This is a genomic window from Leptolyngbya sp. Heron Island J, from assembly GCF_000482245.1.
GTDB lineage: Bacteria > Cyanobacteriota > Cyanobacteriia > Phormidesmidales > Phormidesmidaceae > Leptothoe.
In genome coordinates, this window is record NZ_AWNH01000038.1 from 52164 (window position 1) to 70582 (window position 18419).

16 protein-coding genes are annotated in these 18419 nt (G+C 48.0%); 9 read left to right on the forward strand and 7 right to left on the reverse strand.

Annotation, left to right across the window (positions count from 1 at the left end; all coding sequences use genetic code 11):
- Positions 1 to 3 precede the first annotated feature (3 nt).
- The 3 genes from recO to N836_RS50565 all read left to right on the forward strand — a co-directional run bounded on the left by recO (position 4) and on the right by N836_RS50565 (position 3744).
- Positions 4 to 855, forward strand: coding sequence for a DNA repair protein RecO (gene recO, locus N836_RS50555; protein WP_023072431.1), 852 nt, complete (start codon positions 4 to 6; stop codon positions 853 to 855).
- Complete coding sequence (locus N836_RS50560; protein ID WP_023072432.1) at positions 845 to 2287, forward strand: MFS transporter; 1443 nt, start codon at positions 845 to 847, stop codon at positions 2285 to 2287. Before recO ends, N836_RS50560 begins: the two co-directional genes overlap by 11 nt.
- Before the next feature lie 296 nt (positions 2288 to 2583).
- A complete protein-coding gene (locus N836_RS50565; protein WP_023072433.1) occupies positions 2584 to 3744 on the forward strand; it encodes a glycosyltransferase family 4 protein in 1161 nt (386 codons plus the stop codon).
- An 83-nt stretch (positions 3745 to 3827) separates the two neighbouring features.
- Here N836_RS50565 and N836_RS50570 read toward each other — a convergent pair whose 3' ends face one another.
- The 7 genes from N836_RS50570 to N836_RS50600 form a co-directional block, all read right to left on the reverse strand.
- The gene (locus N836_RS50570) at positions 3828 to 4445 is read right to left on the reverse strand and encodes a TIGR04282 family arsenosugar biosynthesis glycosyltransferase (protein ID WP_235071082.1); all 618 of its coding nucleotides are present in this window, start codon (positions 4443 to 4445) and stop codon (positions 3828 to 3830) included.
- A 35-nt stretch (positions 4446 to 4480) separates the two neighbouring features.
- On the reverse strand, positions 4481 to 5326 hold the full coding sequence (locus N836_RS50575; protein ID WP_023072435.1) for a DUF547 domain-containing protein: 846 nt from the start codon (positions 5324 to 5326) through the stop codon (positions 4481 to 4483).
- 84 nt (positions 5327 to 5410) lie between these two features.
- On the reverse strand, positions 5411 to 7456 hold the full coding sequence (locus N836_RS50580) for a glycosyltransferase family 2 protein (RefSeq protein WP_023072436.1): 2046 nt from the start codon (positions 7454 to 7456) through the stop codon (positions 5411 to 5413).
- A 198-nt stretch (positions 7457 to 7654) separates the two neighbouring features.
- Complete coding sequence (locus N836_RS50585; protein ID WP_023072437.1) at positions 7655 to 7960, reverse strand: DUF2973 domain-containing protein; 306 nt, start codon at positions 7958 to 7960, stop codon at positions 7655 to 7657.
- A gap of 17 nt (positions 7961 to 7977) precedes the next feature.
- Positions 7978 to 8325: a DUF2605 domain-containing protein gene (locus N836_RS50590; protein WP_023072438.1), complete on the reverse strand. Its 348-nt coding sequence runs from the start codon at positions 8323 to 8325 to the stop codon at positions 7978 to 7980.
- Positions 8326 to 8521: 196 nt separating this feature from the next.
- Positions 8522 to 8803, reverse strand: coding sequence for a TIGR02450 family Trp-rich protein (locus tag N836_RS50595; protein ID WP_023072439.1), 282 nt, complete (start codon positions 8801 to 8803; stop codon positions 8522 to 8524).
- A gap of 5 nt (positions 8804 to 8808) precedes the next feature.
- A complete protein-coding gene (locus N836_RS50600; protein ID WP_023072440.1) occupies positions 8809 to 9339 on the reverse strand; it encodes a hypothetical protein in 531 nt (176 codons plus the stop codon).
- A gap of 48 nt (positions 9340 to 9387) precedes the next feature.
- On the opposite strand from N836_RS50600, the gene N836_RS50605 reads away from it, so the two are divergent.
- From N836_RS50605 to N836_RS50630, 6 genes are all read left to right on the forward strand, one after another.
- The gene (locus N836_RS50605) at positions 9388 to 10392 is read left to right on the forward strand and encodes an ABC transporter ATP-binding protein (protein ID WP_023072441.1); all 1005 of its coding nucleotides are present in this window, start codon (positions 9388 to 9390) and stop codon (positions 10390 to 10392) included.
- Complete coding sequence (locus tag N836_RS50610) at positions 10385 to 11194, forward strand: ABC transporter permease (protein WP_023072442.1); 810 nt, start codon at positions 10385 to 10387, stop codon at positions 11192 to 11194. Before N836_RS50605 ends, N836_RS50610 begins: the two co-directional genes overlap by 8 nt.
- Positions 11195 to 11320: 126 nt before the next feature.
- The gene (locus N836_RS50615; protein ID WP_023072443.1) at positions 11321 to 13087 is read left to right on the forward strand and encodes a GldG family protein; all 1767 of its coding nucleotides are present in this window, start codon (positions 11321 to 11323) and stop codon (positions 13085 to 13087) included.
- Between the two features lie 13 nt (positions 13088 to 13100).
- The gene (locus N836_RS50620; RefSeq protein WP_023072444.1) at positions 13101 to 13754 is read left to right on the forward strand and encodes a DUF4340 domain-containing protein; all 654 of its coding nucleotides are present in this window, start codon (positions 13101 to 13103) and stop codon (positions 13752 to 13754) included.
- A gap of 1184 nt (positions 13755 to 14938) precedes the next feature.
- Complete coding sequence (locus tag N836_RS50625) at positions 14939 to 17164, forward strand: GumC family protein (protein ID WP_023072445.1); 2226 nt, start codon at positions 14939 to 14941, stop codon at positions 17162 to 17164.
- Between the two features lie 106 nt (positions 17165 to 17270).
- Entirely contained in the window at positions 17271 to 18338 is a 1068-nt protein-coding gene (locus N836_RS50630; protein ID WP_023072446.1) for a polysaccharide biosynthesis/export family protein, read from the forward strand.
- The last annotated feature ends 81 nt before the right edge of the window (positions 18339 to 18419 follow it).

Sequence of the window (18419 nt, forward strand, 5' to 3'; positions counted from 1 at the left end):
TGAATGTCCCGCACCTACAAAGCCACTGGTATTAATTTGAAAGCCGCGCCGATGGGAGAAACCGATCGACTGGTGACTATTTTGACCAAAGAACATGGTCTGCTGCGTGCGATCGCACCTGGAGCCCGAAAACACAAGTCTCGTTTGGGGGGCCGCAGTGGTCTATTTGTGGTGAATGAACTCATGTTGTCTAAAGGCAAATCCCTAGACAAAATGATTCAGGCTCAAACCCAGCGCTCTTTTCCAGGTCTCAGCCGAGATTTAGCTCGACTAACCGCCGGGCAATATTTAGCAGAATTAGTCCTGTGTGAAGCCAGTGAGCAACCCCAGGAAGCCCTATTTGCACTGCTAGTCGCCCACTTAGAACGGCTGGAAACTGCCCCCAGTGGAGCCGTACTGGCCTGTTTAGCCCATGGCACGTTTCACATTTTGGCCCTGGCGGGGGTCGCCCCAGAGCTGAACCGCTGCTGTTTAAGTCGCACCCCAATTCAACCCCAGCTCGGCAGCCAGTGGCAAATCGGGTTTAGCATTCCAGCAGGCGGTGTGATTACGCTAGAGCAGCTAGAAAACCTAGAAAATAATGTTAACCGCACATCCACCGGATACCGTGGCTCCTTAACCACAACTATTGGAGCCCCAGAATTAGCGCTTTTGCAACAATTAGGTCAAGCAGAGCTTGTATTCACCCAGGCTAGTTCTTTACCATCTATAGAGGGAGCTAGTGCAGCTCCTCACAGCCTATGGCGTCGTGTAGAACGTCTGCTGAGGAACTATGCTCAGTTTCATTTTGATCGACCGATTCGATCCGCTGCACTAATCGACAGCTGCTTTGCGTCACCTACTTATGCTTCGTGAGTCCGACTCAAGTGAATCTAAAATTTCTGAGGCTTTTGGTAACTCGCCAGAAGCTGCAACGGTTGGGACAGTTGAACTCTCTGATGACATAGCAACAACCCCCCCCTCTCAGGTGACCGATTCTGAGCCAGTGACCGGCTTTTGGCCGGTCTTACAAAACCGCAATTTTCTGACTCTATGGGGTGGCCAGGTATTCTCCCAGTTGGCCGATAAAGTGTATCTGGTGCTGATGATTGCCATCATTGCCAGCCAGTATGAAGTGCCAGGCCAAACCATTAGTGGCTGGGTATCAGCCGTGATGATTGCATTTACGATTCCAGCCGTTCTGTTTGGGTCACTGGCCGGGGTCTATGTCGATCGTTGGCTCAAGCAACCCGTGCTGGTGCTGACCAATGTATTGCGAGGTGTCTTAGTTATTCTGCTGCCTTTGGGGCTGTGGCTCAGCCACGACTTGGGGAATTTGGCAGGTGTGCCCGTGAGCTTTTGCCTGCTGCTGCTGGTGACCTTTCTGGTATCCACACTGACTCAGTTTTTTGCCCCGGCAGAACAGTCTGCAATTCCCTTAATTGTTAACGATCAGCATTTACTATCGGCCAATTCCCTATATACCACCACCATGATGGCGTCGGTGATCATTGGGTTTGCAGTAGGGGAACCCTTGCTTGCGATCGCAGACCAGCTGCTCGCCCCTTTTGACCACGGTAGCGGCATTGGCAAGGACATCCTGGTAGGGCTCAGCTATTGTCTAGCCGGGTTGATTCTCATGCTCATGCGCACCCACGAATCACCCGAAAACCTGACCCGTGATAGTCATGTGTGGACTGACATCAAAGACGGCTTCAGCTACATCAAACAGCAGCCCCCGATTCGTAACGCCATCATTCAACTAGTACTGCTATTTTCAGTATTTGCCGCTCTGGCCGTTCTCTCCGTACGTCTGGCGGAAGTCATTCCTACCCTAAAGTCTTCTCAATTTGGCATATTACTAGCCGCCAGCGGTGTCGGCATGGGCATAGGAGCCACCCTGATCGGCCATTTTGGCCATCGGTTTGCCCGCCGTCGGCTCAGCTTGCTGGGCCTAGTTGGCATGGGAGCCAGCCTGGGGACCTTATCCATGACCATTCATAGCCTGTGGGGTAGTCTGGCTCTAATTGCCCTTCTGGGAATTTTTGCAGCTACAGTGGGCATCCCCATGCAGACCACAGTGCAGGAGCAAACCCCTGAGGACATGCGCGGCAAGGTATTTGGGCTACAAAATAATGTCGTCAATATTGCCCTAAGTCTGCCCCTGGCCCTGGCAGGCGTAGCAGAAGCCTTCTTAGGGCTGCGACTAGTACTGCTGGGTCTGGCCGTCATCGTGATTTTAGGCGGTCTGCTCACCCAAACTGTCTTTACCGTCACCACCGCACCATCCTCCCAAAGCCAAGACTAAGGTGCAGCTACTCGTTAACGACCTCGTTAATGACACAGTATGGGGTGAATCACCCGCTAACCCGCAAATTTCCATCTCCCTCCGCACTCATCGCCAAGTAAATCCTAAAATCCTGATAAAGTCATATAAAGCATTCGTACGGTTGCTTAAGTAGCATTAAGTTAAGTTACTTAATGCTACTTAAGCAAACAAGGGTTCCTAAGGGGCGTCTTGCCAAACGGTTGAATTCGTGAAGCCGTTCATGTCTGCTTTTGAAAACGCCCTTTAATGAACGTCTGATTTATAGACACCTTTAGATGCACATTGCATGGATTGGTAAAAAGTCTCCATTTTGTGGAAATGTCACCTACGGCCGAGAGATTACAAACGCTCTGTTAGAGCGCGGCTATCGAGTGACGTTTCTCCACTTTGCTACTGATGCAGAGTCTGGCGGCGAACACGGTGGCTATGAAGAGGTTTCCCTGCCTTTTATCTTCAAATCTCAGATCCTGATTATCCCCAGCTTTAGCTCGGCGCGACGTCTGGCTGAGGTGCTGGCGGAACTTAAACCGGATCTAGTGCATGCCTCACTTTCCTTATCACCGCTGGATTTTAAGCTGCCAGAAATTTGCCACGAGTTAGGCATTCCACTGGTGGCCACATTCCATCCGGCCTTTGACCGCAAACGTCGTAACCTGACATCAGGTACTCAGCATTTTACCTATCAGCTCTATGCCCCACGGCTAGCCAACTACGACCAGGTAATCGTATTTTCCCGCATGCAGCAGGAGCTGTTGGTTAAGCTTGGCGTACCGGCGGAGCGAGTCGCTGTGATTCCCAATGGCGTTGATGTCTATCGATATGCTCCTGGCCCCTCTCGGATTAAACAGGAATTTCGAGCCAAGCAAATTTATGTCTATCAAGGTCGGCTAGCCATTGAGAAGAATGTAGAGTCGCTGCTCAAGGGTTGGAAGCTTGCGAATATGGGGTCTGAGAACAAACTGCTGATCGTGGGCAGTGGACCTTTAGAAATGGCTTTAAGGACAGCCTATGGAGCCGATGATTCAGTCATCTGGCTGGGTTTTATCGCCGATGAGCGTCGCCGCATCGAAATTTTGCAGGGAGCGGATGGGTTTATTTTGCCGTCCTTGATTGAGGGGCTATCTTTATCATTGTTGGAAGCAATGGCCTGTGGCACAGCCTGTATCGCAACTGATGCCGGAGCAGATGGAGAGGTCTTGGAAGATGGCGCGGGCATTGTCATTGGCACCCAGCGAGTAACTCAACAGCTACAGACAATCTTGCCGCTGCTGCATAACCATCCTGAAATGCTTTCAATTTTGAGCAGTAAGGCAAGACAGCGGGTGCTAGACCGCTACACTCTGAGCACAAACATTACTCAGCTCGAAAACCTGTATGCTCGCATGGTCCCTAGTAAAGCTCGGTATTCTTTACCGCAACAGGTCAGCCGAATTTAAGCCTGAGCGGGTTAACCCGCTCAGGCATCTGCTTCATGCCTCTGTCCTCATACTTTCTGTCTTTCGCCATCCACCAAGGGGCATTAAATACAAATCGGCATTTGCTTGAGTAATGCCAGGTCTTCTGGCCGATCCACATCTCGCAGCTGCTCCAGGGTGGCGATGGATAAGTTGAGCTGGGTTGCGATCGCAACCGTTCGCTCAAACACTTCCCCAGTGCCCCAGGGAATGTTTTCAAACAGTTGGGCCTGGGGGCGACTTAACCCAATTAAGTAGTAGCCCCCATCCGCTGCCGGTCCCAACACCACATCATGAGTCTGCAGTTGCTTAAATGCCTGCTCTAAATGACAACTACTCAGCTCAGGGCAATCGGCACCAATCGCCACCACAGCCTCCATTCCCGACCGAAAATTTGCCATAAAGGCCTGGTGCAAGCGATGGCCCAAACCACCTGCAAACTGTGGCAAATAGTTAAACTGTCGTCCTAACCAGGCCTGCATCTGCGACAAACCACCTCCAGAAAAATGGATTTGCCGATCAATCTCCGGACATAGCTCAGCCATTTCCCTGGCCATGGATGCCGTCATCCATCGCTGTAGTTCAGCCGCCCGCTCTGCCCCCAAATGGGGAATCAGTCGAGTTTTGGTATTACCAGCTTCGGGGTACCGTGTGAACAACATCAGACAAGCATTCCTATCCACGATGTGACCCCTCGTTTCTTAATATTTCATTTAGATTATTTCTGATCGTTGAGAGACCAGTCGTAGTTGAAGTAACTAAGCTTGTATTCCCCAGCTTCTAAATACGCCCGATCTTCTTCACTGACATACTCGCTGATAAAGTTCAGCACAGCCTGTTCTTCTTTGCTGCCAGTAAAACCGGATTCCACACCATAGCTAGGAATCCAGTCGCCACCAAACCAGCTAAAAATCTTGGATACCTTAACTTCACCGGCTTCCTTATCGATTTTTAAGCCATCCGGTCTGGCCAGCCATTGCACTACCTGCTCATCCAGCTGAGCATCTAAATTTTCTCCATTAAAGGCTTCATTGCGTAATGGGGGGCAGCTAATGGCCGCACAGACAATGGCCGCATGCAGGCGAGGTTCATCAAAATCAACCCGCAGCACATCGTGTTCGATGTTGTTTAAGGTCTTTTCTGTCTCATTGATCGGATGCTTACGCAGACGCCATACACCTGTAATATCCTTGATGCTGGGCTTGATAGGAGTTTGGTCAATAATTGACTTTAAGGTCAGGGAGTTATAAGCATTAATCCAAAATGCAATCTGTTCCTCCTCACTCCAGCCCCCTAAGGTGGCATCATCAACGCTGGCTAGCCCATTGTTGAATGTGTCTAGCTGTTGCCGAGATGCTTGTAAGTCAGCATAGTTAACCCAGCCAGAGTCATCGACGTAGGTACTCAATACATCGTCATAAATTGAATAATCCACACCCTCAGCCGATGCAATAGCTATCTGCTCAGAAGATCCGTTGGACGATGTGGTTACAGCAGCTGTAGAACAACCGGCCAAACCAATGGAGCAAGCCAGAAAAAGAGCAGATAAATACTTACGTTTCATAATTAGTTTCTAGGTGAAGAGTTAGTGCAATCAGCCTTCACTGGTAATTTCTCACTGCCAACTGAACAAAGGCTGAGAAGTGCATTAAGTTCTGGTCAATTTTGGTGCTACTGCTAGCCCAGGCCAAGTTACTCGAGCACTGCTCCAGGCAATCCCTAGGATAAATGGCCACCACAAGATATGGCGTTGAGCAGCTGGCAAAAGCCAGCTATAGTTTCCTGCAGAAGCCATATAGAGCAGGGTGAAGTACGTATAGGCGGAGAGACTAATTAGCCGCAGGCCCAAATTGCGACTCAACACTAAAAAGGGCATCAGCCAGCTGAGATACCAGAAATGGACAATCGGTGAAATCACCATCAGGCCAATTAGATACCATTCGGTAAATTTGTGAAAGGTGCTTGCTCGTAGCAGCAGCCACACCACTACCAGAGCCAATGGAAACGCATAAAGCCAGTTAGCTGAGCGGGATGGGTCCCAAAACTGTCCAACAATATGGGGAATTAGTTCAGCAGAACGTCCTGTGACCACAAAGGACGAGTTGACTTGGACTAGAGGGCATGACGTCAGGCTGCAATAGGGTATTGCCGCTAGTACCATGGGTAGTAGGCCCATGATGCCGCTCAACACGGCTATGCCGATGCGCTTTCGCCGTATTGCATGCCATACCAAGAAGGTCAGAATTGGTAGCGAAATCCATTTAACAGCTATGCTAATACCGACCAATAGGGAGCTACCTAGGTAGGTTAAAGGAGGGAAAGGCTTGTCGAAGGTATCTCCGCCGGGGCGATCAAACCAGAACCAGGCCATTACCAGCGGCAGCACAAACCAGCTGTCATAGTGACCACCACCGGCAAAACTGTAGAGCACCAGAGGATTCCAGGCATAGAGTAGGGTGGCTCGCCGACCAAAGCGATGGCCGAGCAGCCAACAAATGGCTAAATCAGCGGCGGTAAATGCGGCTTTGAATAGGGACACCCATAGCCCAATGCTGGCTAAGGTACGAAATCCAAGCTGGGTGATCGGCGGATAAATTGCTGAAGCGTAGGGATGGTTGATTTCACCCCACCATTCTGGACGGAAGGATTTGAGGACATCAGCCAGGGGGGCAAAATCATAGGGACTATACCCCTGGAGTTGAATGTGGCCCTCCCAAATGTAGCGCCAGATATCGTCGCCGGGATACATAGTGATCAACAACAGCCGAGTCACTATGGCAACACTCCAAAACCAAAAGCTCGGAATGCTACGCAGCCTCCAGGACAGAACAAAACCGGATCCCATACAGGCGCTACCAACCCAAAAGTGAGGAACAGCAAACGGTTCTTTAAAGTTGCCGTAGGGCAAGATGTAGACGGTACCTGCTAACAACAATAAGGTACTGAGAAAAAGTAGGATAGGCTGGCGTTTTTCGTGACTGAAGTCAACTGCATCACTTGGCCAGAGAGTTTTCCAATACAGAGCAGCCAGGGTGGATAGAATGATGGTGCCAGCCTTAAAACTGCCGACAAGAGTGCCTGAGATTTTGGATTGCCCCCCCTGGCGAGGTAAATAGTTAACCGGTAGCTCACAAATGCGGAGTCCGCATTCTATGGCACGAGCCTGCATTTCTACGGTCCAACCAAAGTTGCGATCGCACATCCCGATCTGATCCAGCGCCGTTTTTCGCACTAATCTGAGCGGTCCCAAATCATGAAAGCGATAGCCCCATCCCAGGGCAATCAGCGTGCCTGACAAGCAGTTACCAAAATTTTGCACCGAGCTCAGCTGCTGACGCCCCGTTTTAGTCCCTCGTCGATTCCCTAAAATCAGATCGTGGCTTTCTCGTTGGGCAAAAAACTCGGGCAATTGCCTCAGGTCGTCACTACCATCGGCATCGCAAAACAAAATCCATTCAATACCATCAGGAATAGCTTGCAACCCTCGCCAACAGGCCTGTCCATAGCCCTTGATCGGCTCCTGCACCACCTCAGCTCCGGCTTGGGCGGCCTCAGCTGCCGTCCCATCCTGGCTGCCGTTATCCACCACGCGAATATGAATTAAGCCTTGCTCTCGTAGTGCTTGAACTACATTGGCAATCGTGGCCGCTTCATTGAGCGCTGGCATCACGACTAACGTATTATCTAAATCCATGAAATGCCACGCAACGAGGTCCAGCCCTATTAAATAGGAATTGGATGAAATTCCGCTGAACTCGTTACCAGCAAATTCTCAGACTCGTGGGGCTCACATCTCAGCATATGGCTAAAATCAACTGAGAGCACAGCGAAGCCCTTAGACAACTTCCACTATGCTCTACAGCCTAAAAGAACCAAATTGTTTTGAAGGCGATTAATCGTCCTTCGTATCATCCAAAGGATTACCACCACCCGATGACTCATAGATGGCATCCAATTGCTCGCGAGCATCCTTGATAGAAATAGAGCGCATCACTAGCAAGGGCTCATCTAAAACATTGCCATCCTCGTCTAGCAGCTCAGGATGAGGAACTCGACGGGACTGACCTTGGGTTGATTCAGCCGTCCTACCACCGACTCGTCTGGTTTCAATACCCAGGCTAATCAGGTTGCGTACCAAATTGACAATTGCCAATACGGCCAGGATGGTGAAAGCGAAGATATAGAGTAAATGCAGCATAGGGAAAAGCGATCGCGCTAATTATCCTCTTGGAGTTTTCTTGGGGCCGATTGGGCTTGCTGCTGTCGAAGGCGGAAACCCACATTCCAACATTCATGAACCAGCTGATGCCAAGACATTACAACAGCCATATCCACACCTGCTTGGTTACCAGTAGCCTGAGATAAAGACTGAGATGCACTCACCAGCTGTTGAGCTTGACGCACCCGGTTGAGTAAATCCTGCTGCTCGTACTCGCCAAGAAAATCAAGAGTTTCAGATTCAAGCAAATCAATGGAGCGACCAAACCAATGCTGAAAATCATTCAACAGGGGTTGGAGAACCGCTTTCATTAATTCAGGTTCGGGAGCATTAGAGCTGTACATTAATCGCACTTAAGCTAAAAAGTTTCCGAAGGCTTATGCAATCACTGAAGAAACATAAACCACTACTAGCTTAAACAGAACCTTTAGTGAACGCTACTCAGGATGTGCCTTTTATGGACAAAAGACAAACCCGATGCACCTTCTGTAAAGATTATTACTCAATCAATATATTAGCGCCATTTTCAAAGAGTAATGGTTAAGATATGCCATCAATTTTGCTGCAACTATCGGGTTGACCGTCAGCAATTTGATCCATAGTTTGCCAGCCTGCTCGCCAGAGCTGACGGTTCTTCAACACATTGGCATTAATCCAAAATCGAACCGTTGGATCGCACGAAGCCACGAGCTCAGCAAAAACGAGCTTACCCTGATTTTTACGATTGGTAACTTGAAAATGCCGCCATCCCATGGTGCGTTGCTGGGCTGTCCACTTGGAACCCAAGAGATGGGGAAATTTTTGCTTTTTAGGTTTAGACATTGCAATCACTCAAGCGCTCGTTTTAACCCACGAATATGAACGGCTCGACTCGTAATGTATGCCGTCTTCGCATCCAGACGGATGTACACCTTTCCAGACAGTATCCCCCTCAGGTTGCGGCGAGCATAAACAACGATATCAGCGGGCATGCTGTCATCCTCAACTTGGGTGTAGCCTAACTTTTCTAGCGGCTGGCTAATCTGATTGAGAAATACTTTATGCCCTTTAATCGTTTGTTTGAGGGTAATGGAGCGATTAAAGTACAGTCCCAGCATGCCACCCGCCAACCCCATCGCCAAACCCAGCTGATTAGGCAAACCACTCATAGGGCTCAGGTGAAGCACCACGCTGGCCAGCATAATCGTAATTAAGGTGGTAGTGCCAAAGTAATAGAGAAAGGTAAGGGAATGCTCAGGGCCTAAATTATTACTGGTCATAATGGGCTGATGCGTTCTTTCCGTATAGGGTTGCACAATTTCGTGGCCACCGTTATGAATATTCAGTGGCAGAATGGTCAAGCGATACTTAATCGCCATTGTTTGATACTTAGCTTGATATTTGGCGTCTAATAGGGCTGGTAAACCATGATTGAGGTAGAGCAGCTTAGCAAAGCTTACGGCTCGACCGTTGCTATTAGCGATGTGTCCTTTAAGGTAGAACCTGGAGAAATTTTAGGGTTTTTAGGTCCCAATGGGGCTGGCAAAACCACAACTATGCGTATTTTGGCAGGGTATTTGCCAGCTACCAGTGGCACCGCTCGCATTGCCAACCACGAGGTTCATAGTGACTCCATGGCAGTGCGGCAAAAGATTGGCTATCTGCCAGAAACGCCACCGTTATATCCAGAGATGACTGTGGAGGCATTTCTATATTTTGTCGCTCGTATTAAGGGGCTGCCTATTGGTGACCGGGGCAAGCAAGTTGCCTCCGCCATGGAGCGGTGTAACCTCAGCGAAAAGAAACATGTATTGATTCGTAAGCTCTCCAAGGGATTTCGACAGCGAGTGGGTATCGCCCAGGCAATTGTCCACGATCCGCCAGTGATTATTTTGGATGAGCCGACGGTGGGTCTGGACCCTAAGCAGATTATCGATGTGCGCAATCTGATCAAAGGGTTGGCCGGTCAGCATACCATCATTCTCTCAACGCACATTTTGCCTGAGGTGAGTATGACCTGCGATCGCATCACCATCATTAATAAAGGTCACATTGTCGCCACAGACACCCCAGACAATTTAACGGCCCGCCTGGCCGGACAGCTCGGCTATGCCCTTGAGGTAGCTGGCGACCCAGAACAGGCACAAGCCACACTTAATCAGCTGCAACAGGTGGACTCTGTTAAAGCGTTACCGGCTGAAAGCCTGGCTGACAACCACCATCGCTTTCAGGTAATGGCGGCCACTGAGCAAGATCCAGGCAGTGCGATCGCAGAAGCGATTATCAATGCCAATCTCGGTCTCTATGAACTTTCCCGCAACCGAGTCAGCCTGGAAGACGTATTCATTAACCTGACAACGGAAGAAGCAACCTTTAGCGACACGCCCACCGATACGCCCACTGCAGATAGTCCCTCGGATACCGATGAATAGCATTATTACCGTTATTAGCAATATTCTTGCCATCTACCGTCGAGAGCTACAAAGCTACTTTGCCTCACCGCTGGCCTACGGTATTGCCACTATTTTTTGGTTACTCGCTGGTTTTTTCCTAGTCATCATCGTCTTTGGCCCCCAGGGAATTTTAGCTCAGACAGCCTTTGCCGATCAGGCTGGTCTGCAGACATCCCCCCTCGATCTGCCCTATGAGTTCACCCAGCTGTATCTGGGTCTTTTAGGGTCTCTGGCCATGTTTATTCTGCCTGCTTTGTCCATGGGTCTCTACACAGAAGAACGTAAGCAAGGCACCCTGGAGCTGTTAGCCACATCCCCCGTCACTAATTGGGCCGTTGCCCTGGGTAAGCTGCTGGGTGTAGTCACCTTCTTTTTCACCATGGTGCTACCTCTGCTTGTCCTCGAATCATTAATCGTCGGAGCATCGGATCCACCGTTTGACATGCGGTTGTTATTTTTAGGTCACGGCGGTCTGATCTTGCTGGCCGCAGGTGTTCTTTCCTTGGGTATGTTTATCTCGTCACTTACCGAAAGCACAGTGCTCGCCGCAATTTTAACCTTTGCACTGGTCTTAGTTTTATTTGTAATTGAAGGTGTGGCCAGTGGACTGCCAGGCCCTCTGGGCGAGGCTATCAGCCATTTGTCTCTGCTCAAACACTATAACGATTTTATTCAAGGTGTTTTTGACATTAGCGGGCTTGTTCTCTTTCTCTCCTATTGTCTTTTGGGTTTGTTCCTAACGGCTCAATCTATTGAGGCATTCAGATTCCAGAGAAACTAAGTTTAGTTGTTAAGTTCAGTTGTAAATTGTCCGTTCACAGTTAATTCCTCTTTACAACTCAGCAACCGCTCATAACCCAAAACTCTCTTACTCCCTCTGATCATTCTTCTTCATGCCTCTCATCATATGAAAGCGCTATCTACCTCTCGTAAATATCTTCGTTGGCTCATATGGCCTGGATTAGCTTTAACCACAGCTGGCTTGGTAGCTGGCTTTGTTGATAGCTGGAGCGTTCTTCCCATTGTTCTTCTGGCATTAGGGTTAGTGCTAACCCTGAGCAGTCTCATCTTGGGAGGATTCGGCTACCGCAGCTTCTGGCAAAGTCGCTCCACCCAGGCAGGCACCAATGCCATCCTGGCCACAGTATCAGTGTTATTGATTCTGGGCATCATTAACTTTTTGGCAGTGCAATACGGCCCTCGTCTTGACCTGACCGAGGGCGGGCTGTTTACACTGTCACCTGAATCAATCTCTGTCGTCAGAAATCTCGACCAACCCGTTAAGGTTGTGATTTTTGACTCGGCGCTAAATCCTAACGATCGACAGCTACTAGAGAGTTATCAAAAGCTGAGTAACCAGCTCACTTACGAACACATTAATCCCATTCAAGATCCGACAGCCGCTCGTGAATTTAATCTCAGTGGTGAAGGGCGTGAGGTGCAGTTAGAAGTAGGGGATCGGAAAATTTTTGTGCAGCCCTTGGGAGCACAGGGGTTAAATGAACAGGATTTGACTAATAAACTGGCTCAGGTGGGCCGCGATCGCAATGCCGTTGTTTATTTCCTACAAGGACATGAAGAGTTTGTTATTGACGGCAGCGCCACAGGCTATGCTCAGGCTGCTGCTGCGTTAGAGGCAGACAATTTCACGGTTGAGAGCCTGAATCTAGATCAAACAGCTACTGTACCCGACGACGCCAATGCTGTGGTCATTGCAGGCCCTAAACAAGCATTTTTTGCACCCGAGGTAGCGGCGCTAGAAGCCTATCTCAACCAAGGGGGCAGCGTTCTCCTCATGGTTGATCCACAGACCGATCCTGAGTTGGATGCTCTTTTGGCAGATTGGGGAGTATCCCTAGATGAGCAGTTAATTGTTGATGCCTCTGAAACTGGACGGCTAGTGGGGTTAGGTCCAGCCACACCCTTAGTCACCACCTATGGTCAGCATCCGATTACCGAAGCCCTTAGCAACGGTCGTTCATTTTATCCCCTGGCTCGTCCGGTATTGATAGAACCTGTTGCAGGGGTAGAAGCAACGCCGCTACTGCTAAGTAATGCTCAAAGTTATGCCGAAACTCTTACTGATACAGGAGAACTCAATGTTGATACCCAGGAAGCCCCAGAAGGCCCATTTAATATTGGTGTTGCCTTAACCAAAGCTGTCGAAGCCTCTCCTGAAGAGACTGCAACAGAGACCTCTACAGAAGAGACCTCTCCTGAAGAGACCTCTCCTGAAGAGACCTCTGCAAATCAGGCAGAGATCGAGTTACAAGAGAATACACTCGACACCAATATAGCCGCACCCGAGGATACCGCACCCGAGGTACAAAATGAAGCAGCATCGGCTGAACAACAGCCTTTAGATAACTCATCTGAAAACACCGAAGACGCAGCTGCAGCCGATGGCAAAGCACGACTTGTTGTGATCGGTAATGCCACCTTTGCCACCGATGGTCTGTTTGATCAGCAATTGAATGGAGATGTATTTCTCAACAGCGTCACCTGGCTCAGCAACTTAGATGATGCAATCTTGTCGATTCGGCCTAAGGAAATTACAAATCGTCGGATTACAATGACAAACTCTCGACAGGTTTTAGTGATCGTTCTAGCGCTACTGGTATTTCCCATTTTGGGTCTGGGGGGCGCGAGTATAACTTGGTTCCGTCGTCGCTAAGGAAGGGTAAACAATGAAGTTACAGCGCAGCACAGGCATTCTACTAGGGGTTGCGATCGCGCTCGTGACCACCGTTGCCCTTTTTGAAACTCAAAAAGGGCCTCAATCTGATCAGGGAGAAACGCTATATGACTTTGCCGAAGCCGATGTCAGCGCCTTTACCCTTGAAAAACCGGAGGAGACTCTGGCCTTTACTAAAACGGACAACATCTGGAGAATGACAGAGCCCGAGGACGCAGCAGCAGATCCCTCCTCAGTGGCTTTTTTGCTCAACATCATCACCAATGACACCATCCAGGAAACTATTACCACGACTCCAGATCAATTAGAAACCTATGGGTTAGATGACCCCACAGCCACCATTCAGCTAACAGTGGATGAAGCCACTTATACGTTAAGTCTAGGTGACGAAGATTTTAGTGGCACATCACTTTATGCGATCACCCATCAGGAGGCAGTAACGACCAATTCCGTTGACGTCTACCTAATTCCCAAAGGAATCGAAAATGGGATTGAGCGTCCAATTGCTGACTGGCTTGCTGATGTTGAAGATCCAGACAGTACAAATGGTGAGTTGCCCCCCCAGACTACTACCCCATCGGCAGCCCCAGATAAAAATGATACCAACGACTCCAGTGACTCTCCTACGGAAAATACGGAACCGTAATCCCTGCTTCATTTGATCGCTCTGGAAAAAATTAGACAGTTAATCCATAGGAAAACATCAGAAAACATCAATTTAAAGAAAAGTTCGTCAGGAACTTAATCAAGTATTTTGATTCATGATCCCTAGTCTAGTGAGGACAGCCTGTTGACAGCAATGTCTGTCTCTACCGACACCCGTGCTGATCATCAGTTGTTGGAATTACTTAGGTAATTATCTCAGGGCTATTTCGACAGCGATGTCAAAATCAGAACCTGAGGTAGTGGCTTATGGGTATGTCCGTAAGCCTCAGTGTATTTCTAAAGATATCTACTGAGTTTTAGAGGGTGTTTTTAGAGTAATTCAGCACTGGACATGCCTTCTTGATCTCTCAAAAGTTCGGGAAAATTTATCTTAAAAAGCAATAAGCTTAAGGATTTATGGGCCAACTAATGCACTGAATATTTTGCATACAATCTCTTAGGGTGCTGCTTTTATTTGATGATTTATTGTTTACCGATGTGAGGTTGTAATTACATGTCCTAATTCAGATGCTAGTCAGGTCATTACTCAGAGGATGTTTTCAAAAGTGTAATCAACACTGAGCAAGACATCTTAAGAGGATATCTGAACTAAGTGCTCAAGTATTATAGGGCTACCCAAGGTTAGGATCATCTGCCTAAAAGCCCCTAAAGCCATGGTCTTTAGGAAATCACCTAACACACTGAATACTTTTTATACAGCTTCTCAATAAATCTAATGCGTTATCGACAAATTTCATTGTTTTCTAGGAAAACGTTCTGCTGAAAAGCAGTTGACATAGAAAGACTTATTGCAGCCTAGTCCATGTGACGCAACTGCAAAAATGCTGTGACTATACTTCAGCTTTATCAGTTTTTTAGAAAGGTGATGAGCGCTATGAAGTTCTTATGTCTCAACCGAATTCTCACGGTTCGCCACTGGTTCATTTGAAAAGATGGGCATAATTCTATTGAAGATATCTAGGAATAATCTCTAGATATTTTTGAGACCTGTGTATCTGACTAAAGTTATCAACGTCGTTTCTCTAGAACTTAGTCCTTGTCTTTTTCTGTCAATGGGATTGCTGGTTGAAATTATATAGTTTGAAACTCAGACTTTAGAGTCTGATATTGATCCGTAATATTACCCTCCCCGTCGTAGTTAGCTCCTTTCCCCAGTGAGGTTCAATGGCATCTCAAGAGAACTCTGTTAAAGAGGTAGAAATAGATTTACAGAAGTATTGGCGAGTTCTAAAGCGTCGCTGGCTAATTGCGTTGACTATCTTCGGACTCACAACGACCGCAGCGGTTGGCGTTGGCATTACTCAGAAACCTGAGTATGAAGCCGAAGCAAAGCTTTTGTTTGAATTATCCAATCAAACATCTTCCTTAGTAGGTTTTGAGGGCGGCACAAGGGAACTTAGAGCCCTTACTAATCTGGATAATCCTCTAGACACTCAAATTGAAGTATTCGGCTCTATCCCTCTCGTACAGCAAGTCATCGAGCAATTAAAGCTGCAAAATGATGAGGGTGAACTATTGCAGCCTGATGAACTGTTACGTGACCTTACGATCACTGGTATTCCTGGAACAGACGTCCTAAAAGTCACCTATACCTCTGACGATCCAGAATTAGCAGCCAACGTTGTCAATACACTGACAGATATTTATATTGAAAACGATATTCAAACTAACCGAGCTGCTGCTGTAGCAGCGCAAGAGTTTATTTCAGCTCAACTGCCTGAATCTGAGGCGGCTGTCAATGAAGCCGAAGAGGCTCTGAGACAATTCAGGGAAGGGAATAGTATTGTGGATCTTGAAGAAGAGTCACGTAACCTGGTTGAGTCACTCTTCACATTAGATAATGCACTGATCCAGCTCAAGTCCGAGCTAGCCGATAGCACCGCACAAGCTTCCCAACTTCAACAAAAGCTAAAGTTGAGTTCTCAAGAGGCCTATGCGGTAGGACTAGTTAGTGAGTCTCCGGGCATTCAGAATGCGCTCGAACAGCTACAAACTGTCCAGTCGGATTTGGCATTAGCTCGCACTCGATATCGAGAAGAGCATCCTGAAATTGTCACCCTCCGTAATCAAGAATCTTCCCTACAAGCATTACTTCAACAGCGCCTTGATATCACCCTGGGTGCCAATCAGTTAGACCTCCCGGAGGATGATCTGCAATCAGGCGATCTGGAACAAGAGCTCATTGCAGAATATTTACGTCTAGACGGCGAACAGTCAGGTTTACAGCAGCAGGTTGAACAACTGGCTAATGCCCGTCTAAGTCAGCAAAGTCGGGCTAGGGTGATTCCTGTTTTAGAAAAGCAGGAACGAGGATTAGAACGACAACTTGATGCGGCTCAAACCACCTATGAGACGCTATTACAAAATCTTCAACAGGCTCAGGTATTAGAAAACCAGAATGTTGGTAATGCTCGCATTGTTTCTCCAGCCTTGTCACCCACAGAACCCATTGGCCCATCACTGAAGCTGTTCTTGTTGGCAGGTGGTTTTGTCGGGTTCTTGCTTGGTCTGATTGCTGCCTTCTTTGCGGACATCATTGATCAGTCCATAACCACGGTTCAAGAAGGCCAAGAACTCTATGAGTATCCGCTTTTAGGTATCATTCCGGCTTGGAAAAGAAACAATGCTAAAGGAACAGATGTGCCTAGCATCCTAGTAAGAAATACTGAGTACTCCTCAGTATTGGATGCGTACCAGTCGTTACAGGCAAACCTAAAGTTCTCATGTGTAGAATCTCAGGTTAAGACAATTACAATCACTAGTGCAGTTGGTGGCGAAGGTAAATCAGAGGTTGCTGCCAACCTAGCCCTGACACTCGCTCATTTGGGTCATATGGTGTTGGTTGTTGATGCTGATATGCGGAAGCCAACGCAACATCTGATTTGGGATTTACCCAACTTACAAGGACTCAGCAACTTTGCGACAGGGCAAGTTTCTTTAAAAGATGTCATCATCTCCCAGGAACCAAACCTGCATATCCTGCCAGCGGGTGTGATTCCCTCTAATCCTCTTGCAGTTTTAGAGTCGAATCTGATCACTTCACTGTTAGAAGCCAGTGAAAAGGCCTACGACTACATCATTATTGATAGTCCACCGATTCTAGGTCTTGTTGATGCAGTCACCATCGGGCGGGCAACAGACGGAGTGCTTCTAGTTATGCGACCTGGCATGGCTAATGCCGATAACATTCGTGCGACCAAAGCAATGTTGGCTCAGTCTCAGCAGAATATCTTAGGCCTAGTTGCCAATGGCATTAATGTGAAGGGCAATCCTGATCATTACTTCTACGGCAATCAGGGATATACACCTAGTGAAAAGCAAATAAAGTTTGCTCACGCCTCCAGCAATGGAGCCATCACTAAATCTGCTCAGGCTAATAACCATTCATAGACTTTTGGTTTTGTTTACATCCCTGTTTCTATCTAGGGAATGTGCGCGTCCTCAAATGACTTTAAACACAATGTTTCAACTAAGTTCCACTCAGTTCAAGATAGCGATGCCCCTAGTAATGGGCCTACTATGCTGCACCCCAGCAGCCGGAATCGCACAGGTCGATCAGACTCATTCATCCTTGGGTGAGGCCACTACTGATGAGGTTGTGAGTGGGAGACTCAGGAGTCTCCCACTCAATACGGCTCCAACTAACTACGCATCGTCTTATCTTCTGGGACCTGGCGATCGCATCGAAGTCAGTGTTTATGGATTCCCAGAGTATACAGGTCCACTTTCAGTATTGCCGGACGGAACAATTACCCTACCGCTTGTGGGTAAAGTGGCTGCAGCTGGGAAAACCACCGACCAGCTGACTCAAGAGTTAAGCGTGATTCTAGATAGGATTCTGGTTGATCCTGCTATCTCCATTTCATTAAACTCACTGCGTCCCGTGGTGATCAATGTATCAGGGGAGGTCTATCGACCGGGTCCTGTTCAGCTTCAAGACACCACCAATGTTAATGAGGAAATTGAAGCAGCCTATGCGCCACCGTCTGTCAGCGAGGCGTTGGTGGAAGCTGGCGGTGTGAGGCGGACAGCTGACATCCGTAATGTCACTGTTATTCGTAAACTTGCTAACGGTGAAACTGCCAGTACGGAAATTAATCTTTGGGATGCTCTCTGGTCGGCCAATCTGCCTGAGGAGATGTTACTGCGAGATGGAGATTTGGTTTTTGTTCCCCGTTTAGCCGATGGCGAACTCATTGATAATCATTTGTTGGCCAGATCAAGTTTAGCGCCAGACACTGTTCGGGTTCGAGTTGTTGGTGAAGTGACGAGACCTGGTGAAGTTGCAGTTCCGCCAAATAGTTCATTGTCAAGTGCGGTTGCGATCGCAGGTGGTCCCACAGATGATGCCAGACTTAAAGAAGTTGCATTTATCCGTATGGACGACACAACTGGTGACGTAGTTCAAGAAGTTGTCGATCTTCGCAACCTAGTTGATACCTACCAGATCCAGGATGGAGATGTGATTTTGGTACCCAAAACCACCAGTGGCTCAGTTTTAGATTTAGCAGCACGTTTAATTAATCCCTTAAATTTCTTATTCAATATTTTTGATAACGACTAAAAAGTGCACAGCAAAAAGAAAGCTGCAAACAGCTAGTTTTAGTATCAGCACTGAACGCCTACAAGCATGACTCCCTATCGA